Annotated in this window: 15 protein-coding genes and 1 pseudogene; 6 read left to right on the top strand and 10 right to left on the bottom strand. The window is 71.1% G+C overall.

From position 1 onward, the window contains the following. Positions 1–67: 67 nt before the first annotated feature. Positions 68–622 (bottom strand): carboxymuconolactone decarboxylase family protein, encoded by a 555-nt coding sequence (locus C6W10_RS20260; protein WP_107259579.1) that lies wholly within the window; start codon positions 620–622, stop codon positions 68–70. Between the two features lie 286 nt (positions 623–908). On the opposite strand from C6W10_RS20260, the gene C6W10_RS20265 reads away from it, so the two are divergent. Then, entirely contained in the window at positions 909–4,043 is a 3,135-nt protein-coding gene (locus tag C6W10_RS20265; protein ID WP_107259581.1) for a BTAD domain-containing putative transcriptional regulator, read from the top strand. On the opposite strand, the gene C6W10_RS20270 is transcribed toward C6W10_RS20265, so the two are convergent. Further along, a complete protein-coding gene (locus C6W10_RS20270) occupies positions 4,023–4,298 on the bottom strand; it encodes a potassium transporter TrkA (RefSeq protein ID WP_107259583.1) in 276 nt (91 codons plus the stop codon). The two genes, C6W10_RS20265 and C6W10_RS20270, sit on opposite strands and share 21 nt — an antisense overlap. Before the next feature lie 54 nt (positions 4,299–4,352). Next, positions 4,353–4,577: a hypothetical protein gene (locus C6W10_RS20275; protein WP_107259585.1), complete on the bottom strand. Its 225-nt coding sequence runs from the start codon at positions 4,575–4,577 to the stop codon at positions 4,353–4,355. A gap of 62 nt (positions 4,578–4,639) precedes the next feature. Here C6W10_RS20275 and C6W10_RS20280 point away from each other — a divergent pair, with 62 nt between their 5' ends. Next, positions 4,640–5,278 (top strand): class I SAM-dependent methyltransferase, encoded by a 639-nt coding sequence (locus C6W10_RS20280; RefSeq protein ID WP_107259587.1) that lies wholly within the window; start codon positions 4,640–4,642, stop codon positions 5,276–5,278. A gap of 111 nt (positions 5,279–5,389) precedes the next feature. Here the strand turns inward: C6W10_RS20280 and C6W10_RS20285 are convergent, their stop codons facing one another. From C6W10_RS20285 to C6W10_RS20300, 4 genes are all read right to left on the bottom strand, one after another. After that, positions 5,390–6,622 (bottom strand): RCC1 domain-containing protein, encoded by a 1,233-nt coding sequence (locus C6W10_RS20285; RefSeq protein WP_107259589.1) that lies wholly within the window; start codon positions 6,620–6,622, stop codon positions 5,390–5,392. A 337-nt stretch (positions 6,623–6,959) separates the two neighbouring features. Next, positions 6,960–7,892, bottom strand: a complete 933-nt coding sequence (locus C6W10_RS20290) for a hypothetical protein (RefSeq protein ID WP_159104676.1) — start codon at positions 7,890–7,892, stop codon at positions 6,960–6,962. Between the two features lie 217 nt (positions 7,893–8,109). Continuing rightward, positions 8,110–8,904 carry an AraC family transcriptional regulator gene (locus tag C6W10_RS20295; protein WP_107259593.1) on the bottom strand — a complete coding sequence of 265 codons (795 nt, stop codon included), beginning with the start codon at positions 8,902–8,904 and terminating at the stop codon, positions 8,110–8,112. A 122-nt stretch (positions 8,905–9,026) separates the two neighbouring features. After that, on the bottom strand, positions 9,027–9,836 hold the full coding sequence (locus tag C6W10_RS20300; protein WP_107259595.1) for an alpha/beta fold hydrolase: 810 nt from the start codon (positions 9,834–9,836) through the stop codon (positions 9,027–9,029). A gap of 272 nt (positions 9,837–10,108) precedes the next feature. On the opposite strand from C6W10_RS20300, the gene C6W10_RS20305 reads away from it, so the two are divergent. The 4 genes and pseudogenes from C6W10_RS20305 to C6W10_RS20320 all read left to right on the top strand — a co-directional run bounded on the left by C6W10_RS20305 (position 10,109) and on the right by C6W10_RS20320 (position 16,867). Then, entirely contained in the window at positions 10,109–10,552 is a 444-nt protein-coding gene (locus C6W10_RS20305; RefSeq protein ID WP_107259597.1) for a pyridoxamine 5'-phosphate oxidase family protein, read from the top strand. A gap of 295 nt (positions 10,553–10,847) precedes the next feature. Beyond that, entirely contained in the window at positions 10,848–12,236 is a 1,389-nt protein-coding gene (locus C6W10_RS20310; RefSeq protein ID WP_107259599.1) for a glycoside hydrolase family 43 protein, read from the top strand. A 206-nt stretch (positions 12,237–12,442) separates the two neighbouring features. After that, positions 12,443–15,169, top strand: coding sequence for a beta-L-arabinofuranosidase domain-containing protein (locus tag C6W10_RS20315; RefSeq protein WP_369938706.1), 2,727 nt, complete (start codon positions 12,443–12,445; stop codon positions 15,167–15,169). A gap of 55 nt (positions 15,170–15,224) precedes the next feature. Continuing rightward, positions 15,225–16,867: pseudogene (locus C6W10_RS20320) on the top strand (ricin-type beta-trefoil lectin domain protein). A gap of 184 nt (positions 16,868–17,051) precedes the next feature. Here C6W10_RS20320 and C6W10_RS20325 read toward each other — a convergent pair. The 3 genes from C6W10_RS20325 to C6W10_RS20340 all read right to left on the bottom strand — a co-directional run bounded on the left by C6W10_RS20325 (position 17,052) and on the right by C6W10_RS20340 (position 22,382). Then, positions 17,052–17,780 (bottom strand): lytic polysaccharide monooxygenase, encoded by a 729-nt coding sequence (locus tag C6W10_RS20325; RefSeq protein WP_107259603.1) that lies wholly within the window; start codon positions 17,778–17,780, stop codon positions 17,052–17,054. 385 nt (positions 17,781–18,165) lie between these two features. Continuing rightward, complete coding sequence (locus C6W10_RS20330; RefSeq protein WP_107264122.1) at positions 18,166–20,187, bottom strand: family 43 glycosylhydrolase; 2,022 nt, start codon at positions 20,185–20,187, stop codon at positions 18,166–18,168. Between the two features lie 572 nt (positions 20,188–20,759). Continuing rightward, positions 20,760–22,382, bottom strand: a complete 1,623-nt coding sequence (locus tag C6W10_RS20340; protein ID WP_107259605.1) for a sigma-70 family RNA polymerase sigma factor — start codon at positions 22,380–22,382, stop codon at positions 20,760–20,762. Between the last annotated feature and the right edge of the window lie 459 nt (positions 22,383–22,841).

Below are 22,841 nucleotides of genomic sequence, written 5' to 3' on the forward strand. Positions count from 1 at the left end.
CCATCGCAGCGGGATCGGGGCGTGGTCACCCTTGGCTGTGCTCAGGAGGGCGGCGATGTTCCGCCGGCTACGCGTTCACCGCCGCTCCGTAGCCGACCTCGACGACCCGGCGGGCGGACTCGGCGTAGGCGTCCTGACCGACGGGTGCGAAGGTGCCGAGCCCGTCGACGTACCGGTTGAACATGCAGAACGCGGCGGCGATCAGGACGGTGTCGTGGATCTCCAGATCGGTGGCGCCGTTCGCGCGGGCGTCGGCGACCAGCTCGGTGGTGACGTTGCGGCCGCTGATCTGTACCGCCCCGGCGATGCGCAGCAGCGCCCGCAGCTTGGCCGAGATCGGCGCGGTGTCGAGGTCCGCGCGTACCTGTTCGACGAGGGTCATGCCGTCGTCGAGCTGCGCGGCGGCGAACGCCGAGTGCGACGCGCAGCAGAAGTTGCACTCGTTGCGCCCGGAGACGTACGCGGCGATGAGTTCCCGCTCACCGGCCGGGAGCGAGTGCGGGGCCCGCAGCAGTACCTCGGCCAGCTCGTTGAGCGGCTTCGCCGTTTCCGGCCGGTACCGCATCGGGCCGGTGATGCCGGGGAACTGCTTCTCGTCGACCCCGAGATCGATGTGCGCCATGATCGTCCTGCCTCTCTGCCGTGCGCGGTGGCCCGGTCGGGCGACGCCGCTGTCGACGACGACTGCCCGGGTGGGGCGGCGCGACCGACGCCGCGCAGCCACGATCTCATCCCGGCCGCCGGTCGCCTTTCTTCGTTCGTGCTCCGTCCCGCCGGAGAGATCGGCGCGAGCCCGAGGCGGGCCTGTCGTCGCCGCTGGCCCCCGAATCGCGCACCGGTTTGTCGGTGGCGGCCATCGATAGGATGCCCCGGTAGCGGGTGACGTCGGCCGTGGTTGGGGGGCTGCGATGCTGGAGGTTCGGCTTCTCGGGCCACTGGAGATCATCGCCGACGACGTACCGCTGCCGCCCGGGCCGCCGAAGCAGCAGGTGGTGCTGAGCATGCTGGCGTCGCAGCCGGGACGGCGGGTCGGCATGCCGGAGATGGTCGACGAGCTGTGGCCCTCGGGTCCCCCGGCGTCGGCGGTGGCGAACCTGCGCGGGTACGCGGCGAACCTGCGTCGGCTGTTGGACGGGGTCGCCGCCGGCCGTGGTGTGCTCGTCCGGCGTGGCGACGGCTACGAACTCGGTCTGCGGCCGGAGGGCGTCGACGTGTTCGGGTTCGTGGCGGAGCTTCGGGAGGCGTCCGCCGCGCTGGCCGCCGGGGACCTCGCCGGAGCGGAGCGGTCGCTCGGCCGCGCGGAGGGGCGGTGGCGGGGGCCGATGCTGGCCGGGCTGCCGCTGGGCCCGGCGCTCTCGGCCCGGGCCGAGGCGATGCGGGAGTTGCGGCTCGGGATGGTCGAGCAGTGGGCGGAGCTCTGCCTGGCGACCGGCCGGTCCGGAGCCGCGGTGATGATGCTGCGGGACCACCTGAGCGCCCATCCGCTGCGTGAGGGCGGGCACGGGTTGCTGATCCGGGCGCTGTACCAGGAGGGAGACGTGCCGGGGGCGCTGGCCGCGTTCGGCGTGGCGCGTTCGGCGCTGGTGGAGCAGTTGGGCATCGAACCGGGCGCGGAGTTGCAGCGGTTGCACCAGGCGGTACTCAACCGGGATCCGGTGCTCGACGGAGCCGGTTCCGGGCCGCGCCTGCGGGACCGGTCGACGCCCCGGGACGACACGGAATCGCCGTCCCCGGAGTCGGCGGCGCCCGAGAGTGCCGGTGCGGTGCCGACACGTTGGTTGCCCCGGGCACCGGCAGACTTCACCGGTCGGGACGAGCTGGTGGACCGGTTGTCGACGGCGATCCGGCGGGTGGACCCGGGTTCGTCGGCGGTGCTGGTCATCGACGGCATGGCCGGGATCGGCAAGACGGCGGTCGCGGTCCACCTGGCCGGGCGGTTCGCCGGGGCGTACCCGGACGGGCAGTTGTTCGTGGACCTGGGCGGACACGGCACCGACGGTCAGGTCAGCGCGGCGGCGGCGCTGATCACGCTGCTGCGCCAGTTGGGCGTCCCGGCGAGCCGAATTCCGGCGGAGTTCGACCATCGAGTCGCGCTGTGGCGCTCGGAACTGGCCTGCCGGCGTGTGGTGCTGGTGCTGGACAACGCGGGCAGCAGCGAGCAGGTGACCCCGTTGCTGCCGTCGGCGCCGGGTTCGCTGACGCTGGTGACCAGCCGGCGGCGGTTGGTGGTGAGTAGCAGCGTGCCGCCGCTGACCCTGCCGCTGCTGGACCGCGCCGAGGCGGTCGACCTGCTGGCGAGGCTCGTCGGGCGGGAGCGGGTCGACGCCGAGCCGGAAGCCGTGGCGGCGGTGGTGGGCCGGTGCGGATATCTTCCGCTGGCGATCCGGCTGGCGGGCGCCCGGCTGGCACACCGACCGGAATGGCGGGTGGCGGATCTCGCGGAACGGTTTGCCGGCGCCCGCCCCGTGCTGGACGAACTCTCGGCCGAGGACAGCACCGTCGCCAACGCGTTCGGCCTGTCGTACGAGCCGTTGCCGGAGCCGGCACGCCGGATGTTCCGGCTGTTGGGGCTCTTCCCCGGTGAGCACTTCGGGGTGGGGGTGGCGGCGGCGCTGGCGGACGTGTCGCTGATGCGGGCGGAGACGTTGATGGCGGAACTCGTCGACCGCCACCTCGTCCAGGAGCCGGCCGCCGGCCGGTTCCGGCTGCACGACCTGGTCCGCGACTACGCGCGCGAGCTGACCGCGGGTCGGGACGAGCCGGCGGACCTCTCCGCGGCCTTCGCGCGGCTGTTCGACTACTACGTGCACGCCTGTCTGGCGGCGAGCCGGGCGATGGAGCCGGTCCCGATCCCGGCGAAGGTGAGCCCGGGCGGACCGCTGCGGCCGGATCTGCTCTCGGCGCTACCGACAGACCTGGAGTGGTTGGAGGCGGAGCGGCAGAACCTGCGGGCGCTCGCCCGACTCGGGGCGGAGAGGTGCCCACAGTGGACCTGGCAGTTCGCCGCCTCGACGTGGCGGTTCTACATGATGCGGGGCTACTACGACGACATTCTCCACACCTACGGGTACGGGCTACTGGCGGCGCGGCAGTGCGGTGACGAGTCGGGTGTCGCCGCGATGTGCAACTACCGGGCGTACGCCTACATGCGCAGCGGCAACCTTCAGCTCGCGGTACGGGACCTGGAGACCGCGATCGAGGTACGGGAGAAGATCGGCGACAGGGCGGGCGCCAGCGGCAGCAGGGCCAATCTCGGGACCGTCTACTGGTATCTCGGCCGGATGGACGACCTCATCGACCTGCACCGCGACCTGCTGGCGGACCGTACGTCCTGGGGCGAGCACGTGCTGACCGTCCTGCCGAACATCGGCCTGGCCCTGATGTTCCTCGGCCGGTACCAGGAAGCCCTGGAGATCCACCGTCGGCACCTCCACCTGGCCCGGGTGGTCGGCAGCCCCTTCCACCTCGCCCGGGCCCTGACGGATCTCGGTGCGGTCAGATCGCGGCTCGGCCAGTTCGAGCTGGCCGTCCGCTTCCTCCGTACGTCGATGCGGCTACAGGACCGTACCGGCAACCGGTACGGCGAGGCGTTCGCCCTCAACGAGCTGGGTACCGCGCTGCGCGGGCTGCGCCGGTTCGACGAGGCCCGTGAGTACCACCAACGCGCGCTCGCCTCGGCGGAGCAGATCGGTGAGCGGCAGGGTGAGGCGGCCGCGCTGAACGGGATCGGCCTTACCCTGGCCGCACAGGGACGCCACGACGAGGCCGTCGGCTTCCACCACCACGCGCTGCGGGTGGCCACCCGGATCAGCCACCCCTACGAGCAGGGGCGGGCCCTCGCCGGCATCGCCGGCCTCCTCGAACGAGACGACCGCGCCGAGGCGTGCCGGTACTGGAAGCGGGCCGTGGCCATCTTCGACCGTCTCAGGGCGCCCGAGCGGGTCGAGGCGGAACGCCGCCTCGCCGCCCTCACCAGCCACGCCGATCCGGACAGCCACCGTCGGGAGCGGGGGGTGTGCGTATCAGGTGCGGTCCCGGGATGAGACCCGGCGGCGGGTCTCGGCGGGTCTGGCCGCGACGTCGACCAGTTCCGGGAAGCCGAGCAGGGTGGCCAGGGCCACCGCCTCGGCGCGGGTCAGGGTGAGGCCGACCATCCGGTCGGGGTCGTCCGGATCGTCGTGGACGACGTCCCGGCGGTCGCCGTCGTGGTACTCGACGATGCCGATCCGGTGGCCCTGTGCCGTGGTGAAGGTCTGTCGTACCCCGATGCCGGGCAGGGTCGTACGCTCGATTTCCATTGACGGGCGCTCCAGGCGGGACGGCTGCCGACCGCCGGCCGGAGCGGCTCGGCGTCAGCGCAGCGCGGTGAACGGTCGGGCGGGGAGGGGCACGCCCGGCGGGGCCCGGTCGGCCGACCAGGCGGGCACGCAGCCCGGAACGGCGCGGGCCAGCCGGACCACGATGCACATGCCCAGCGCCTGACCGGTACGTACGGCCGCGACGACCACCGCCAGCACCACCAGGATCGAGAGGGCGAGTCGCCGCTCGACGCCGGTCGGGTGCTGTCGGTTCCGCATAGCGCCGACCATAGCGCCTGGCGAACGCCGACCCCAGCCCGCCCGGGACTATCGTCCTGCGCATGCGCGTTCCCGGTTGGCTCGACGACACCCGAACCTCCTACGACACCGTGGCGGTCAGCTACGCCGGGATGCTGCGCGACGCCCTGGCCGGCGAGCCGTTCCAGCGGGGCATCCTGGCGCTCTTCGCCGAGCTGGTGCGCGCCCGGCCGGACGGGCCGGTGGCCGACGTCGGCTGCGGCCCCGGCCGGATAACTGCCCATCTGCGAGGTATCGGCCTGGACGCGTTCGGCGTCGACCTCTCACCCGGGATGATCGAGGTGGCCCGGCGGGACCATCCCGGGCTGCGGTTCGAGGTCGGCTGCATGACCGGTCTGGAACTGGCCGACGAATCCCTGGCCGGCCTGCTCGCCTGGTTCTCGCTGATCCACGTCCCCGACGACGAGGTGCCGGTGGTGCTGGCCGAGTTCTTCCGGGTGCTGCGGCCGGGCGCGCCGCTGCTGGTGGGATTCCATGCCGGCGACGGCAGCGAACTCAAGACGAAGGGGTACGGCGGCCACCCGATGCACGTCTACGTGCATCGCCGGTCGACGGCTCGGGTCACGGCCTGGTTGGAAGCGGCCGGCTTCAGGGTCGAGGCCGAGATGGTGCAGCGCCCGACCCCGGACCTGGTGGGTGGCTTCGTCTTCGCGCACCGCTGACGGGGTACGCGGCGGTCTGCGGTGATCCCGGTCGTCATGCCGTCGGCCCGGCCGCTGGAGTGGCAGCGGCACGGGCCGACGGCATGACAGCGAAATGCGGTGGTCGACCGGTCAGCCCGGGATGGTCACCTGGGTCGGGGTCGACCGCTGGGTGAGGGTGCCGTCGCCGAGCTGTCCCGCCGCGTTGTTGCCCCAGCACCAGAGACCGCCGTCGGTGCGGACCGCACAGTTGTGGTAGCTGCCGACGACCCCGCTGGCCCAGGTGGTGGCGGTGCCGACCCGGGTGGGGGCGTACCGGTGGGTGGTGCTGCCGTCGCCGAGCTGTCCCATCGAGTTGTTGCCCCAGCACCACAGGCTGCCGTCGGTGCGGACCGCGCAGGCCGTGTCGTTGCCGCCGAGCACCGACCTCCAGGTGGTGGCGCTGCCGACCTGGACCGGCGAGGTCCGGTGGGGGCCGGTGACGCCGAGCTGGCCGTAGCCGTTCTCGCCCCAGCACCACAGCGTCCCGTCGGCACGGACCGCGCAGGTGAAGGTGTAGCCGGTCACCACGCCGGTCCAGGTGGTCCCGGTGCCGACCTGGGTCGGAGTCGTCCGGTAGCTCAGGACGCCGATACCGAGCTGTCCGTTCGAGCTGTCCCCCCAGCACCACAGGGTGCCGTCGGTGCGGCGGGCACAGGTGTGTGCGTAGCCGGCCGCGACGCTCGCCCAGGTGGTCGCGGTGTCGACCCGTACCGGGCTGGTCGCGTCGGCCAGGGCGGCACCGGTACCGAGCTGGCCGTTGCGGTTACGGCCCCAGCACCACAGGCTGCCGTCGGTCCGGATGGCACAGGTGTGCCCGTCACCGGCGCTGACACTGGCCCAGTTGGTGGCGGTGCCGACCTGCACCGGGCTGGTCCGGTTCGTGCTGGTGCCGTCACCGAGCTGGTTGCTGCTGTTGCGGCCCCAGCACCACAGCGTGCCGTCGGTCCGTACCGCACAGGCGTAACTGGTGCCGGCGTCGATGCTCGCCCAGGTGTTGGCGCTGCCGACCCGCACCGGAGTGCTCCGGTTGGTGGTGGTGCCGTCACCGAGCTGACCGCTGCTGTTGCCGCCCCAGCACCAGAGTCCGCCGTCGGTGCTGATCGCACAGGTGTGCGCGTAACCCGCGGCGACGCTGGAAACCGTCGGGGCGGCCAGCGCGGCGTTCAACGGGCCGCGCTCGGCGGGACCGACGCCCGCGGCAGCGGTGCCGGCGGTGACTCCGATGGCGAGCACCACGACTCCGGCGGATGCCACCGCCGTGGCGACAGCTCTCGCCCAACGCCGCCACACAGACCGCAACCAACCATCCTGATCTTTGCTCATGTACTGTTCTCTCCCCAAAACGACGTCGATGCCTAGACGGTGGAGGCGGCATTGCCCTGGTAGGTCGCCAGCGACCCACCAATTCATAGCATCGCCCTACGGCATTGACTAGGGGCAATGTGGAATCGGTGCATGAGTTTCCTGCGACGTACCCTCGCGGCGAGTCCGATCCAGGTGTGAAGTACAGTTTTCCGCTACTCGTCCGCTGACCGGTCACTCAGGCCGGCGGCGTTGCCACCGAGCCGTCGGCGGTGTCGGGAACGGATGTGCGACGGGGGCGCGACCCGTGGGTCACGCCCCCGCTCGGCCAGCCTCGGACAGTTTGGGACAGTCTCGGCTAGGCGAAGTAGCGGATCGTGCCGCGCAACGCCGGCGTACCGCCCTCGCAGTGTTGCACGTACGTCGCGGAGAGTGCGCTAACCGCACCCGACGCGTCGAACGCTATCTCCCGAATGGTGAACTCTCCGGTCAGAGTGTTGCAGCCCCGCCCATTTCCGCTCACCGACAGGCCGGGGTGGCCACTCTCGTTGAACGGGTACCGCTGGGCGTCGGTGTAGGTACCCACCCGCAGCGTCTGCCCCGCCGGCGGGTACAGCTCGACCGACCAGTAGTCGCGCTGGCCGGAGACCGAGAACGACACGCCGCTCGCGGTACCCCGAAGCCCGAACACCGACGTGGCGTTCGTGTACGACTTGGTGACCCCGCCGCCGATGTAGTCCCCGGCGTCGCTGGCGAACCGGTACGACAGCGGGTAGGCGGCGAACTTCACCGTCCCCTGTAGACGGGGCGCGGTCTCCGACTCGCAGTGCTGGGTGAATCGTGCGTCCAGCAGCGTCACCGTACCGTCGGCGGCGGTGCCGATCTGGTCGATCCAGAAGTTGCCGTAGACCCGGTTGCAGCCCCGCCCGGTCCCCGACACGTCCAGCCCCGGGGAGCGGCCGGTGCGGAAGGCGGCCCGTTCCGCGTCCAGGTAGCGCCCCGGCCGGAGTACGTCACCGTTCGGCGCGGCCAACTCGATGGTCCACCACTCCGATCCGGCGTCCACCCGCATCGTCACGTACCCGGCGGTGCCGGAGAGCCGGATGTCGGCCGACGGCGCCTGGTAGTCGCGGGTCTGTCCACCGCCGATGTAGTCGCCGGCCTCGCTGGTGAACGAGTACGACGTCACACTGGTCGGTGCCGCCTGGGCCGGCGCGGCAGCGACCGTCAGCACGGTGGCGGTGACGACCCCGGCCGCCATGCCGAGTGTCGTCAAGCGTCTGAGCAGCATGAAACCCCCCGTCTTGTCGTGTGGAAAGGCGCGCCGGCCGGCGCGCCGTGATCACCGTATCGACAATGTTCACGGCTCGCTGCCCCGGCGACCGCCCCTCGGCGGACCGCCCGATCGAGCCCGCCGAAGGTCCGGAACGCCCCAGACGGAGCCCACTCTCCGGCGAACCGCGCGACCGCGAGACCGGTTGACGGCGGCGGTCGGTGATCGACGGCGGTCAGCGGCCGGCGCCGCCTTCGCCACGCGTCACCGGGGCTCCGGGTCGCGCCGGAGCCGGCCACGCGACGTCGTCGATCGCGAGCCACGGGGCGTCGGCCACGGCGGCGGGGGTGAGCCCGGCGATCGCCCTGATCTCGCGGTGCAGGTGGGACTGGTCCACGTAGCCGCTCTCGGTGGCGACGCTGGCGGCGGCCTGCCCCGCGGCGAGCAGGTGTACGGCGTGGTCGAACCGCACCAGCCGGGCGGCGCGTTTGGGGGTGATGCCGATCTGGGCCCGGAAGCGGGACCAGAGGCGCTTGCGGCTCCAGCCGACGTCGCCCGCCAGCCCGTCGACGCGCACCCGTCCCCGGCTGCTGAGCGTCTGCCGCCAGGTGTGCGCGACCTCCGGATCGACCGCCGGGCGGGCGTCCAGCCGCCGGCCGAGGATCTCCCACGCGATCCTGAACCGTTCGTCCCACGACGCGGCGGCGCGCAGCCGCTCCTCGACCCGCCCGGCGTCACGGCCCCAGATCTCGTCCAGCGTCGCCACCGTCCCGGTGAGTTCGGTCGACGCGCCGAGCACCGCGGCCGCCACGACGGGTTCCAGCCGGATCTGGAGGCACTCGCCCCGCCGGCCCGCCGCCCGGAACGCGCCGGGGAGGAGGCCGACGACGACGCTGCCGCGCCCGTGCCGGCCCGGCGCGTGGTAGCCGAGTCCTTCGCCCTCGCTCAGGTCGACGATCAGCGTGACGGACGGGTGCGCCACCATGGCGATGTCCACGGCCGCCGGGGTGTGGTGGCGGAAGCCGGCCATGCTGATCCCCGGCAGCCGACGCGACGGGCGCGGGACTGCGACCTCCACCGACGCCCAGTCGGGAGATGTCCCGGTCGGCAGCACGCGACCAAGCCTACGGCGCGGAGGTCACGGCCGGGGCGTCAGCGGCTCGTCGCCGCGAAGCTCAACAGCAGTTCGCTGACCGCCTCGGGCGCCTCGAACATGGGTACGTGACCGACGCCGGGCAGCAGTTCGAGCCGAGCGTTCGGCACCGTCGCGTACCGGTGTGCGGAGGACGGGTTCCAGCGGGGATCGGCGGCGCCGAAGATCGCCAGTACCGGGAGGTCGAGGTCGGTGAGACGCTCCGGCACGCTCCGCTCGGTGATGTACGCGGTGTTCCGGCTAAGCACCGTCCGCAACGTGCGGTACGAGATGCCGCGCAGCTCGGCGACCACGTCGTCCGGGATCTCCACCGGACGGACGCAGGTGGCGCTGATCCCCCGCCGGATCATCGCGTCCGACCGCCTCGCGAACAGCAGCGGGCCGAGCGGCGGGGCCAACAGGGCCCGGAGCAGGATCGGCTGCGGCAGGAACGCGTCGGGGCTCGGGCCGGTGCTGATCAACGTCAGCGACCGCACCAGGGCGGGGCGCTGCTCGGCGAGGGCGGTGGCGATGTAGCCACCGCTGGAGTGCCCGACCACGGCCACGTCCCGCAGGTCGAGGTGGTCGAGGACCGCCGCCACCCGGCCCGCCTGGGCGGGCACCTCGTAGCAGAGCCCGGGTGGCGACTGGCCGTGGCCCGGGAGGTCGACCCGGATGACGTGGTGGTGACCGGCGAGTGCCGGGACCACCGGCTTCCAGTTGCCGCTCGACGCCCCGGATCCGTGGATGAGCAGCATCGCCGGCGCCTGCCGGGGGCCGTCGTGGACCACGTGCAACCCGTCCGGGTACTCAACGTCGTACTCGCTCATCTGGCGATGGTGCACGGCCTGCCGGGCATGCGTCTTGGACGAATGTCGTCGGGAGGTCGGCCGCACCTACGGGCACGTACCGGACGTCGGGGCGAAGCTCGCCGAGTCACCGCCGCGGGCACCCGTCCTCGGCCTCCCACGGGACCGCTGACCGCCGCGTCCGACCACGTCACAGCCGGTTGGTAGAAAGGAACACCCGCGAGGACGGACACGCCGTCCCGGCGCATCCGATCGACGACGATCGCTCGACCGTGAACAGGAGGCTCGACGCCATGACACCGCCACCCCGACCGCCCGAGCGGCGGAAAGCGGACACCCTGCACCGGCTCGAACACGACGTCGACGCCTGGATCGCCACCGCCGACGCGGCGGGCACGCCCTATCTGGTACCCCTGTCCTTCCTCTGGGACGACGAGACGCTCCTCGTCTCGACGACCGCCACCAACCCCACGGCCCGGAACCTGCGCGCCAACGGGCGGGTCCGGCTCACGATCGGGCCAACCCGCGACGTGGTACTCGTGGAGGGCTCCGCGACCGAGGTCGGCACGCTCACCGACGCGGTCGGCGACGCGTTCGCGACGAAGACCGGGTTCGACCCCCGGAAACTGCGGAACTACCCGTACTTCCGGATCCGGCCGGAGCTGATCCAGGCGTGGCGCGAGGTCAACGAGATCGCGGGCCGGGATCTGATGGTCGCCGGTGAGTGGCGGGTGTAGCGCCCTCCCGGCTGGCGGCGGGCGCGGGTGTCGGGCAACTTCGGCGAGACCTGCGCCCGTCGGGTGTGAGCGCTAACAGGTTCCACAGAGCCCTCGGGTGACTGATCGGCTCCGGAGATGTGCCAGCCGGACGAGGATGCTTGCGAACATCCCTGGAGCGGGATAAGTTAGCGCTCACATCGATAGCAGCCCATGTGCGGCTGACCGCCCGCCGCGCCCCGCCGGTCGGGCCGACACCCGGCCGGAGCAGTACGGGCGGCACACCTCGCAGCACCTGCCCAGAAAGGTCGTTACCGTGCCCCTGACTCGACGAGCCTTCACCCTGGGGGTGGCCGCCTCCGCCGCAGTCACCGCGACCGGCCTGGCGATCCGCCCCCGAGCCGCCTGGGCGGCGACCTACACCGGCTACGTGATGACCTACTTCACCGAGACGCCGAGCTTCCAGGGCGCCGACTACGGCCTGCACCTCGCGGTCAGCCGGGACGGGCTCAACTGGACCCCGTTGAACCAGAACAACCCGGTGGTCACCCCGACCGCCGGCGAACTGGGCCTGCGCGACCCGTTCGTCTACCGCAAGCAGGACGGCACCTTCGTCGTGGTCGCCACCGACCTCAGGGGTACGGACTTCAGCCGGAACAGCCAGTACCTGCACGTGTACGACTCGACCAACCTACAGTCCTTCACCGGCTACCGCCGGGTCCGGATGCACACCCTGAACGCGCACACCTGGGCCCCGACCGTCTTCTGGGACGCCTCCCGCAGCCAGTACGCGATCGTCTACTCGTGCAACAACGGCGGCGACATCCTCCAGGTGAACTACACGACGGACTTCCGCTCCGTCAGCTCGCCGCAGCCCTTCTTCCGACCCGCTTCCGGCGTCCTCGACGGTGACATCGTCGTCGACGGCGGCACCACCTACCTGTACTACAAGAACCTCACCGACGGAAACCTCTACGGCGCGAGGTCCAGCACCGGCGCCCCGAACAGCTTCACCACCTACACCGGCGGCCTGCGACAGGGCAACGCGATAGAGGCGCCGCTGCTGGTCAAGCGGAACGACGGTGCCGGGTGGTGGCTCTGGGGCGACTCGTTCAGCCCGGTCAACGCCGACTACTACGCCTGGTCCTCCAGCAACATCACCGCGAACGCGTGGAGCCAACTGAACCAGCGCGACTACACCCCGCCACTGAACGGCAAGCACGGCTCGATCCTCGGCATCACCGACGCCGAGTACAACGGCCTGGTCAGCCGCTGGGGCACGCCGAACTGGGTACGCCTGAAGTGCTCCAACCTGCCCGACCACGTCGTGCGGCACGCGAACAACGTCGGCCGGATCGACCCCTACCCGTTCGACCCGTACCAGGACCAGATGTGGCGGATGGTCCCCGGCCTGGCGGACCCGGCCGGGGTGTCGTTCGAGTCGGTGAACCGCCCCGGCAGCTACCTGCGGCACAGCGACTACGCGATCCGGCTCGACCCCAACGACAACAGCGCGACGTTCCGGGCCGACGCCACCTTCTCGCGTACCGCCGGGCTGGCCGACAGCTCGTGGTCGTCGTTCCGCTCCTACAACTTCCCCGATCGCTACCTCCGGCACAGTGGCTATCTGCTGCGGATCGACCCGCTCGGCGCGAGTTCCAGTGCGTCGGACCGGCAGGACGCCACCTTCCGGGTCATCTCCTAGGCACCGCCACCGGGCCCGGCGGGCGGGTCGGGCCCCAGATCCGGAAACATCCCGGTCCGGAAAACGAGTCCGGCACCCCGGAAGCCAGCCCGGCGGCCCGGAAACCAGTCCGGCAGTCCGGAAGCCAGTCCGGAAACCACCGCAGCCCGGAGATCACGGCTGTCAACTCCGCACCGTCAACGGAGGCCCCCGTGTCGTTCCCGCCCATGAGCCGCCGCCACCTGTTGCAGGCCGCCGGTGTCGCCACCGTCGCCTCGGCCGTCGGTTCCGTCGTCGACGGTCCCCAGGCGCAGGCCGCCCTCGCACCCGCCCGGCCGGACATCGGCGTCTCGGCGTACCCGTTCGAATTCGGCCAGGTGCGGCTGACCGCCAGCCGCTGGCTCGACAACCAGAACCGTACCCTCAACTACCTGCGCTTCGTCGACGTGGAGCGGCTGCTCTACAACTTCCGGGCCAACCACCGCCTCTCCACCAACGGTGCCGCCGCGACCGGTGGATGGGACGCGCCCTCGTTCCCGTTCCGCACGCACATGCAGGGTCACTTCCTGACCGCCTGGGCCTACATGTGGGCGGTGCTCGGCGACACCACCTGCCGGGACAGGGCCAACCGCATGGTGGCCGAACTCGCCCGCTGTCAGGCCAACAACGCCGCCGCGGGGTTCAACCCCGGCTACCTCTCCGGCTTCCCCGAGTCCGACTTCAGCGCCCTGGAGGCGCGCACGTTGAGCAACGGCAACGTGCCCTACTACTGCATCCACAAGACGCTGGCCGGGCTGCTCGACGTGTGGCGTCACCTCGGCAGCAACCAGGCCCGCGACGTACTCCTCGGGCTCGCCGGCTGGGTCGACTGGCGTACCGGACGGCTGACCCCGGCGCAGATGCAGGCCATGCTGGGCACCGAGTTCGGCGGCATGAACGAGGTGCTCACCGACCTCTACCAGCAGACCGGTGACGCCCGATGGCTCACCGCGGCCCAGCGGTTCGACCACGCCGCCGTGTTCAACCCCCTGGCGGCCAACTCCGACCAGCTCAACGGATTGCACGCGAACACCCAGGTCCCGAAGTGGGTCGGCGCGGCCCGGGAGTTCAAGGCCACCGGCACCACCCGCTACCGGGACATCGCCAGCAACGCCTGGAACATCACCGTCGACGCGCACACCTACGTCATCGGCGGCAACAGCCAGGCCGAGCACTTCCGGGCTCCCGACGCCATCGCCGGATATCTGCGCAACGACACCTGCGAGGCCTGCAACACCTACAACATGCTGAAGCTGACCCGGGAGTTGTGGCTGCTGGACCCGAACCGGGTGGCGTACTTCGACTACTACGAGCGGGCGCTGCTCAACCACATGGTCGGCCAGCAGAACCCGGCCGACAGCCGTGGGCACGTCACCTACTTCACCCCGCTCAACCCGGGCGGTCGCCGGGGCGTCGGTCCGGCCTGGGGCGGCGGCACCTGGAGCACCGACTACAACTCGTTCTGGTGCTGCCAGGGTACGGGCCTGGAGACGAACACCAAGCTGATGGACTCGATCTACTTCCACAACGGCACCACGTTGACGGTGAACCTGTTCATGCCGTCGGTGCTCACCTGGTCGCAGCGCGGGATCACCGTCACCCAGACCACCAGCTATCCGGTCAGCGACACGACGACGCTCACCGTCACCGGGAGCGCGGGCGGGTCGTGGACGATGCGGATCCGCATCCCGGCCTGGACGAGCGGGGCGACGGTCAGCGTCAACGGGGTCGCGCAGAGCATCGCCACCGCGCCGGGAAGCTACGCCACGCTCACCCGCTCCTGGGCCTCCGGCGACGTGGTCACCGTACGGCTGCCCATGCGGGTCGCGACGCAGCCCGCGAACGACAACCCGAACGTCGTGGCGGTCACCTACGGTCCGGTCGTCTTGTCCGGCAACTACGGCAACACGACGCTGAGCGCGCTCCCGTCGCTGGCCACCGGCTCGGTGACCCGCACCGGCAGCGGTTCGCTGGCTTTCACCGCCACCGCAAACGGCGCGACCGTGAACCTCGGTCCCTTCTACGACGCGCACGGGCACAACTACACCGTCTACTGGAGCGCCAACGGGCAGGCGGGTGGCTCGACCGCCAGCTACCGGCTGGCCAACGCGGCCAGTGGTCTCGTGCTGGGGATCCAGGACATGTCGACCGCCGACGGCGGCCGGGCGCTGCTGTGGGGTGACACCGGCACCGCCGACCACGACTGGGAGCTGGTCGTCGACGGCAACGCCGTCCGGCTCCGCAACCTCAACAGTGGGAAGGTACTCGGCGTCCAGGAGATGTCCACCGCCGACAACGCAGCCGTCGTGCAGTGGAGCGACAGCGGTACCGCCGACCACCGGTGGACCGTCACCGACGTCGGCGACGGCTCTCACAAGATCCGCAACGTGCACACCGGCAAGCTGCTGGCCCTGCTCAACGGCTCCACGGCCCAGGGTGCCCAGGCGGTGCAGGATCCGGACAACGGCACGCCGGACAACCAGTGGCGGTTCGTCCCCAACGGGGCGCGGCGGATCCAGAACCTCGCCAGCGGCCTGGTGCTCGGGGTACGGGAGATGTCCACCGCCGACGGCGGGCAGGTGGTCCAGTGGGGCGACACCGGCACCGCCGACCATCTCTGGACCGCGCTGGTCGACACCGGTGGCTACCTGCGGCTGCGCAACTCGCACAGCGGCAAGGTGCTCGGGGTGCAGGACGCCGGCACCGCCAACGGCGCCCGGGTGGTGCAGTGGGCCGACAACGGCACCGAGGACCACCGGTGGCGGCTCCGGTACGGCGGCAACGGCTACTTCCGGATCCAGTGCGCCAACGGCGGCCGGGTACTCGGCGTCGACGGCGCCGCCACCGCCGCCGGGGCACAGATCGTCATCTGGGACGACAACGGGACCAGCGACCACCTCTGGCGCTTCGTCTGACCCGCACGGAACTCCCGAACTCCCATCCTCGTCACCCACCCGCCTGGAGGGGCTCATGCGTACGCGTACCAGATGGTCGGCCGCCCTGACCGTTGCTCTGCTCGCGGTGGCGGTGGTCGTCACCGAACCGTTCCGCCCACCGCAACCGGCACAGGCGTTGAACAACGGGGTGGCCCGTACCCCACCGATGGGTTGGAACAGCTGGAACACGTTCGGCTGCAACATCAACGAGACGCTGATCCGGCAGATGGCCGACGCCATGGTGGCCAACGGCATGCGCGAGCTGGGCTACCGGTACGTCGTGGTCGACGACTGCTGGATGGACCCGAACCGCGACGCGCAGGGCGAGCTACAGGCCAGCCCGAGCCGGTTCCCGAGCGGGATGAAGGCGCTCGGCGACTACCTGCACGCCCGGGGTCTGCTCTTCGGCATCTACCAGGCGCCGCTGGACCGGACCTGCGCACAGTACTTCGGCTCGTACCCGGGAGCCACCGGCGCCCAGGGGCACGAGGCCCAGGACGCCCGGCGGTTCGCCGCCTGGGGCGTCGACTTCCTCAAGTACGACTGGTGCTCGCCGAGCGGCACCATCGACGACCAGGTCGCCACGTTCGCCAGGATGCGCGACGCCCTGGCCGCCACCGGCCGGCCGATCGTCTACAGCATCAATCCGAACAGCATCCACGAGAAGACCGGGCCGATGCGCAACTGGGGTGACGTGGCCAACATGTGGCGCAGCACCGAGGACATCACCAACGCGTGGAACACAGGCCAGTCCAACGGATATCCGATGGGGATCCAGAACATCGTCGACGTCAACGTGCCGCTGGCCGGCTATGCGGGCCCGGGGTCGTTCAACGACCCGGACATGATGGAGGTCGGCCGGGGCGGCATGACCGACACCGAGATGCGCAGCCACTTCGCGCTCTGGGCGGTGATGGCGGCGCCGCTGATCGCCGGCAACGACCTGCGCGGCGCGGACGCCGCGACGCTGGCCATCCTGCGCAACCAGAACCTGATCGCGATCAACCAGGATCCGCTGGCCCTCCAGGCGGTGCAGGTCTCCAACGACGGTACCCGCGGGTGCTGGCCAAGCGGCTCTCCAACGGCGACGTCGCGGTGGCGCTGTTCAACCAGGGCAGCTCCGGCACCACGGTCTCCACGACGGCGGCGGCGATCGGCAAGTCCGGCACCTCGTTCACCCTCCGGGACGCCTGGACCAACGCCACCTCCACCACCAGCGGCAACATCTCCGCCAACGTGCCGGCGCACGGCACGGTCGTCTACCGGGTCAGCGGCGGGGGGACCACCGAGCCGCCGGCCACCTTCCGGCTCCGCAGCGAGTCCAGCGGCCGGTGCCTGGACGTCGACAACGGCGGCACGGCCAACGGTACGACGATGCTGGTCTGGGACTGTCACACCGGGGCCAACCAGCAGTTTAGTCAGTCCGGCCAGTCCCTGCGGGTGCTCGGCAAGTGCCTGGACATCCCGACGAACGCCACCGCCGGCACGCCGGCACAGCTCTGGGACTGCAACGGCGGCACCAACCAGCGCTGGACCTTCAACGGCAACGGCACGATCGGCAACGTCGGGCTCCCCAACCTCTGCCTGGACGTCGACAACGGCGGTACCAGCAACGGCACCGCCGTGATCGTCTGGACGTGTCACACCGCCGCGAACCAACGCTGGAGCCGGGCGTGATCTCGACGGACCCCCATCGACGGTACGGGTGGTAGTCGGCTCGACCGGTCCGTACGCCGACGACCTGGCGCCGCGGCGGCCCGACGGGAGGGGCCGGGTCCACGTGTGACGCGGACCCGGCCCGTGCCTGACCATGGCGGAATGGTCGGGCGGTGGTGCGGTTCAGGGGCGAGCCCCCCGTGCCTCAGAAGTTGACGTCGGCGCACCAGTAGTAGGTCTGGTCGGAGTGGCTGGCCTTCCAGATGGTGTAGACGATGTGCCGACCGCTACGTCCCGGCGCGCTCACGTTGATGGTGTTGGAGACGCCGTTCAGCACCGGGTCGTTCTCCCGGGTGCCAGCGCCCGGCGCGTACCGGCCGGTTTCCCGGACCAGTTCGAGGTTGTTCCAGCCCAGCCGCTGGCTGAGCGGGTTGAACCCCTGCCGGGTGACGTAGATCCGGAAGTAGTCGGCGCCGTGCAGCGCCTGGTCGTGGATCTTGACACCGAAGTTGGCCCCGACGTTGGTGGCCTGCCAGTTGCCCGGGTTGTCCAGTGCGGCGTACCGGACGCCGCCGGTGCGCCCGGCGCTGCACAGTTGCCCGTTCGGCACGGCCGCCTGGTGGTTGCCGGCGACACCGTCGCGGTACAGGCCGTTCCAGTTCCACATGGCGTTCGGGTCGGCCTGCCAGGCCTGCCAGCACATCGGGTCCTGGGTGGCCATCGCCGGGTTCTGGAAGTCGCTGCCCCAGCGCTTCCAGCAACCGTAGTTGCGGGAGGCCGGGTTGATCGTCGAGCCGTGCGCGCTCGCGGTGTCCGGCGTGGCAACCAGGGACACGGTGAGCGCGACGACCCCGGCCACCGCGACGGCGAGAATCCGCAGGACCGTCGTGACGCGGTGTCGGGCCGGATCGAGTTGTTGGGCGAGTGTAGACATAGGGATCCCCAGACGTCGATTGCACGAGCGAGTACGCGGGAGGCTGCCCGGCGCTCCCGCACCAACCACCCGGCTCCGGCGGCGGTGCCCTGATGAGAGATTCACACCCATGAATGCTGCTTGTCAATAGTTTGGGACCCAAACAAAGTATGGATCACCGCCCCCGGGTCCGGGCCCGGTTGCCGGCCCCGCACCGGCGACGGTCAGGGTCGACGGGTACTGCCGACGTCGACGACGTGCTCGCCCAGATACCACCGGAGACCGCCGGGAGCCGGCGCGTCGCCTACTCCGCGCCGGCTCCCGTCGCCCACGTCCAGCAGTGGGCGGTCTCGGGGTGCGGTCGAGGCCGGGAAGGGCGGTCCCCTCCACTCCCGCACCCCGAGCGTCATGGTGTGGACAGCTCGAACCTCCGGACCGTGACCGCCCCGCCGAGCGCCGAGGTGGCGTAGTTGAATATCCCGAACCGGTACCCCATGAAGAACTGCCAGGCGTTGTTCAGGGTGAAGGCCGGGCCGAGGGCGGTGAAGGTGACGCCGTCGGTGCTGTACGAGAAGCGGGCCTGTCGCCCACTGCCGGGCCGGATGTCCGCGTTGGCCCGCAGCCAGATCCGGCCCCCGGAGACGGCGGCGCTGGCGACCTCGGTCCCGGTGCCGGTGGTGTTCCAGTTGCCGTCCATGGTCAGGTTGTTGGTCACGACCACCCGGGTGGTGCCGTTGTCGCGCCTGACGCCGATCCAGGCCGAGGACTGGCGCAGCATCGCCAGGCCGCTGCGGTCGCCGTCGCGCATCGTCGAATGGTCGAGCTCGATCGTCGCGGTCGAGGTCGGGCCCTGGATGCGATGGGTCAGGGTGTTGCGGGCGTTGTAGAGGTCGCCGGTGACCGTGGCGGTCTGCAACCGCAGCCCGTTGTCGACCGACCATCGCGCGTTGTCCGGGTTGTGGTTCCACTCCCACTGCGGTCCGAGGGTGGTGCCGGCGAAGGTGTCGACGCCGGTGAGCGGCCTGACCGGCCGCAGCGGCAGCGGGTTCGGGTACGTGCTCCCCCATCTTCCGTTGACCGTCTGCAACACGGGCCAGCCGTCGCCGGTCCAGCTGACCGGTGCCAGGGTCGGCATCCGGCCGCCGGGGTACGCGTCGGTGAACGCCATGTAGTACCACTGGCCGCTCTGGGTCTGCACGAGGCCACCCTGGTGCGGTACCCCGCCGCCGGCGATCGGCCCCGGCAGGTCGAGCAGCACCTGACGGATCTCGTACGGCCCGAACGGGTTGCTCGCCTTGAGCACGTACTGGCCGTTGGCCGGGCGGGTGAGCCAGATGTAGTAGCTGCCGTTGCGCTTGTAGAAGCGGGCGCCCTCCAGGGTGCCGATGTTCGACGGTGTGCTGAAGACCTGCTGGTTGCGCACCTGGGTACGGCCGTCGGCGGAGAGCTGGGCCACGCTGATGGTGCCGTTGCCGTACGCGACGTACATCGTGTCGTTGTCGTCGACCAGCATGCCGGCGTCGTAGTAGCAGTTGGGGATGGTGGCGTGCCGGCTCCAGGTGCCGTCGACGGCGGACGCGGTGTAGATGTGGGTCTGGGCGAAGTCGATGCACCCGGCCCAGTAGTAGGTCCGGTTGCTGGGCCGGTAGTTGAGGGTGGAGGCCCAGATGCCGTCCACGTACGCCCGGCCGCCGGAGAGGTCGTACTTCGACCCGAAGTCGAGCCGGGGTACCGAGTGCCCGGCGAACTCCCAGTTCACCAGGTCGTACGAGCGCAGGATCGGTGCGCCCGGCGAGTAGTGCATGGTCGACGCGGACAGGTAGTACGCCTCGCCGACCCGGATGATGTCGACGTCGGCGAAGTCCTGCCACACCACGGGGTTGCTGAACGTGCCGCCGGGCGGGTCGGTGGGGGTCGGGCCGGCACCACCGTCGACCCGGACGAGTTGCCACTGCTGGTTGGTGCCGCCCCAGTCCGAGTACTGCACGATGTTCGCCCCGTCGGCGGTCGAGGCCCCCTGCACCTCCATCGCCTTGCCGCTGTTCCGGTTGATCAGCCGAACGTGACCGTCGGTCGAGTCCACCAGCCTGAACTGCTGGTTCGTCCCGTTACCGTCACTCCACTGCACGATCGCCGCACCATCGGCGGTCGACCGGTCGAACACGTCCAGCACCTTGCCCGAGTGCCGCGACCGCAGCCGGTAGTACCCGGCACCGGAGTCCACGAACTGCCACTGCTGCCAGGCGCCGTCACCCCGCGCCCACTGGGTGATCCGCGCGCCGTCCCCGGTGGCCAGGTTGTAGACGTCCAGCGCCTTGCCACTGTTCCGGTTCAGCAACACATACCAGGCACCGGTGTCCACGGTGGCCGCCGAGGCCGGCACCGGGCCGAACGCGGCCGTCGCGGTGCTGACCAGCGCGGTCGCCAGGACGGCGACGAGGGCGGTCCGCCAGCGACGCCGCCGGCCGCGGAGCGTGGGCCGGTGGGCCGGTCCCGGGGTCGGTGCGGCTGGTGGCGACTGCGCCGCGACATCCACGGTGTTTCTCCCTCCGGTCGTGACCATCCTCGCCCGCCGATATCCGGGCTGACCGCACTAGTAATGTTAGCGCTAACACGAGCGAGTCGACCGTGCCGCAGTATCAAACCGACCCGGGGTGAGTCGCTCCGTCGGATGTACCGGATATTGCCAGAACGTTTCGACGTACTCAAGGGTGAGCGTCAATGTCCTGGCCGGAATTTGCCGCATCGGGTGACCGGACACGGACCCGATCCGACGTCGACTTTGGATAACGCGGACCGATAACACTTTCCGCCGGAGTGGGCCGGCCGGACACGGCCGGATATCTCACACCGCTTTTCTGTTATCCACGCCGGTGCCGGGGAGTCGCCCGGCCGACCCGGTCGGTCGGCCCAGCGCCGCCCCTCCGGCGCCGGCCGCCGCCCGAGGACGGACCGGACCGTGGTCGCCGCCGAAGGGGTCCCGCCGGAGCTGGACCGGTGCTACCCGCCCAGCGGGGGGCGGGTCCGGAAGGAGGCGTCGGCCCGGAACTCGGGATCGTCGACGACCTGGTCCACCCAGAGCTGGAGATCCCGGTGCCGCAGGAACCAGCCGGGGTAGTTGGACGCCTCCAGCGACACGGAGTCCGGCGCCGCGCCCGGCCGCACACAGAAGGTCGCGTCGCCACGGAAGAGCCGGCTCTCCTCGACCTCGCTCAACCGCACCCGCCAGGACGAATGGCGCAGGTAACGTCCGTCCCCGGCGCGGAAGGAGACGCAGTCCGGGTCCGCCAGGCCGGGGACCGCCTCGAACGTCGCCCGCTGCCGGGTCGCACCGTCGCTCTGCGCGCCGACCCGGGTCAGCAGTCCGACGCCGTCGACCGCCGTGACGAACGACCCCACCTGGTTGACCGACTCCATCGACACGCTCCCCAGCGGAAAGGGTCGCGACCCGGTGTTCGACGGTGGGGCACCGGTCCGGCTCGGGCGCCCCGGGGCCGGCGTGCTGGCCCGGGGCGCCGAGGTCGCAGGGACACCGACCGCCGGTGCCGAGGTGGGGCCGGCGGCCGTGGGTGCCGAGGTCGGCGCGGCGATGCGTACCGGTGGCCGTGGGTCCGCCGCCGGCCAGGTCGCGGTGGTGACCGTGGCACCGGCGGCCACCGTACCGGCGGCGACGACGGCGACGACGGGATGCGTCCCGATAAGCTGGCCCAACTGGCCGAGGAGCCCCGCCTTGACGCCCGCGCCGACGGCTCCGGAGCCGCCGATCCCGTTCGCGCCCGAAGCGGCCGCCGTCGACACCGCACCGAGGACGCCCCCGGCCAGTCCGCCCTTTGCGGTCAGGGCCGCCGCCAGCGCCGCGGGAACGGGGATCAGCGCCAGGCCGACGAGGAGGCGCTCCGGCGCGACCAGCGCGTCGCCGTGTCGGGCGCAGACCGGGCAGGACCGGGTGTGCCGGGTGATGCGTTTGCGCCACAGCGGGCTCGGCCGGCCGTCCCAATCCGCCAGTACGGCCCGGAGACCGTCGCAGCCCGGACGGGCGTCCAACGCGGCCACCAGCCGCCGGCCGAGCTCCAACTGGTTGCGCATCCGCTGGACGCGTACCCCGGCGTGCGCCAGCCCGACGCCGAGCGACTCGGCCAGCTCCGCCCTGCTCAGCCGGCCCGCGATCTCCAGCCACCACAGCGACAGCAGCGCCCGGTCCTCCGGGTCGAGCCAGCGACTGGCCCGTACCACCTGCCGGCGCTGGTCCGAGAGGTCCACCCGCAGCAGCGTCAGGTCCTCGAACTCGGCCCCGACCTCCGGCTCCCCGGCCACCTCCTCCAGGGCGACGGCGCGTTCGGCGGCGGCCTGCTGGCGCTGCGCAGCCGTGCTGACCTGGCGCAGCGCGATCGCCACCAGCCAGGGCCGGAAACTCTCCGGCGTCCGCAGCGTCCGCAGCTCCCGCAGGGCACGGAACATCGTCTCCTGCACGACGTCGTCGACGTCCGGATGGCCGCTCAGCGCCCTGCGCACGATGGTGTAGACGATCGGCAGGTACGTGACGACGAGTTCGTCAAGCGCCCGACGGTCGCCGGACTGTGCCGCGACGACCAGGCTCGTCTCGTTCGTACGGGTAGCTCGCATGTCCCATCGCTGTCGCAGGTGTCGGAGGGTGGTGCCGGGCCCGGGCCGACCTCAGCCACGGAACGCCGGGCGTACGGGCACGAGTGGTGTCGAGCCGTCGCACGCCGGTCGCGTACCCGGCGGAGTCGAGGGGCCGATGGTGTGGTGGTTGACTGTGGTGGACGCCGACGGCCGAGTCAAGAAGAAACCGTCCGATTTTCCGGCACCCGATCCCGGACCCGGTGATCCGGGCGGCAACCCGGAAAAGGTGTCGGCAACCACTCCGGGATGCCGCGGGGATGCCGGGAGTTCGTCGGCCGCCGTCGAACTCGACGATCCGGGCGAAGCAGAGTGTGCAGCGCTCATTCGGTCGCTCGACACATTTCTTCGAGGTCGACGGAAATCGCATCTTGCGGTGGTCACCGGCAGGCGATATGTTATCGCTCACATCGACGACCACCCATGGGCACGGGTGTGCGG

Source organism: Plantactinospora sp. BB1 (genome assembly GCF_003030385.1).
Classification (GTDB): Bacteria; Actinomycetota; Actinomycetes; order Mycobacteriales; family Micromonosporaceae; genus Plantactinospora.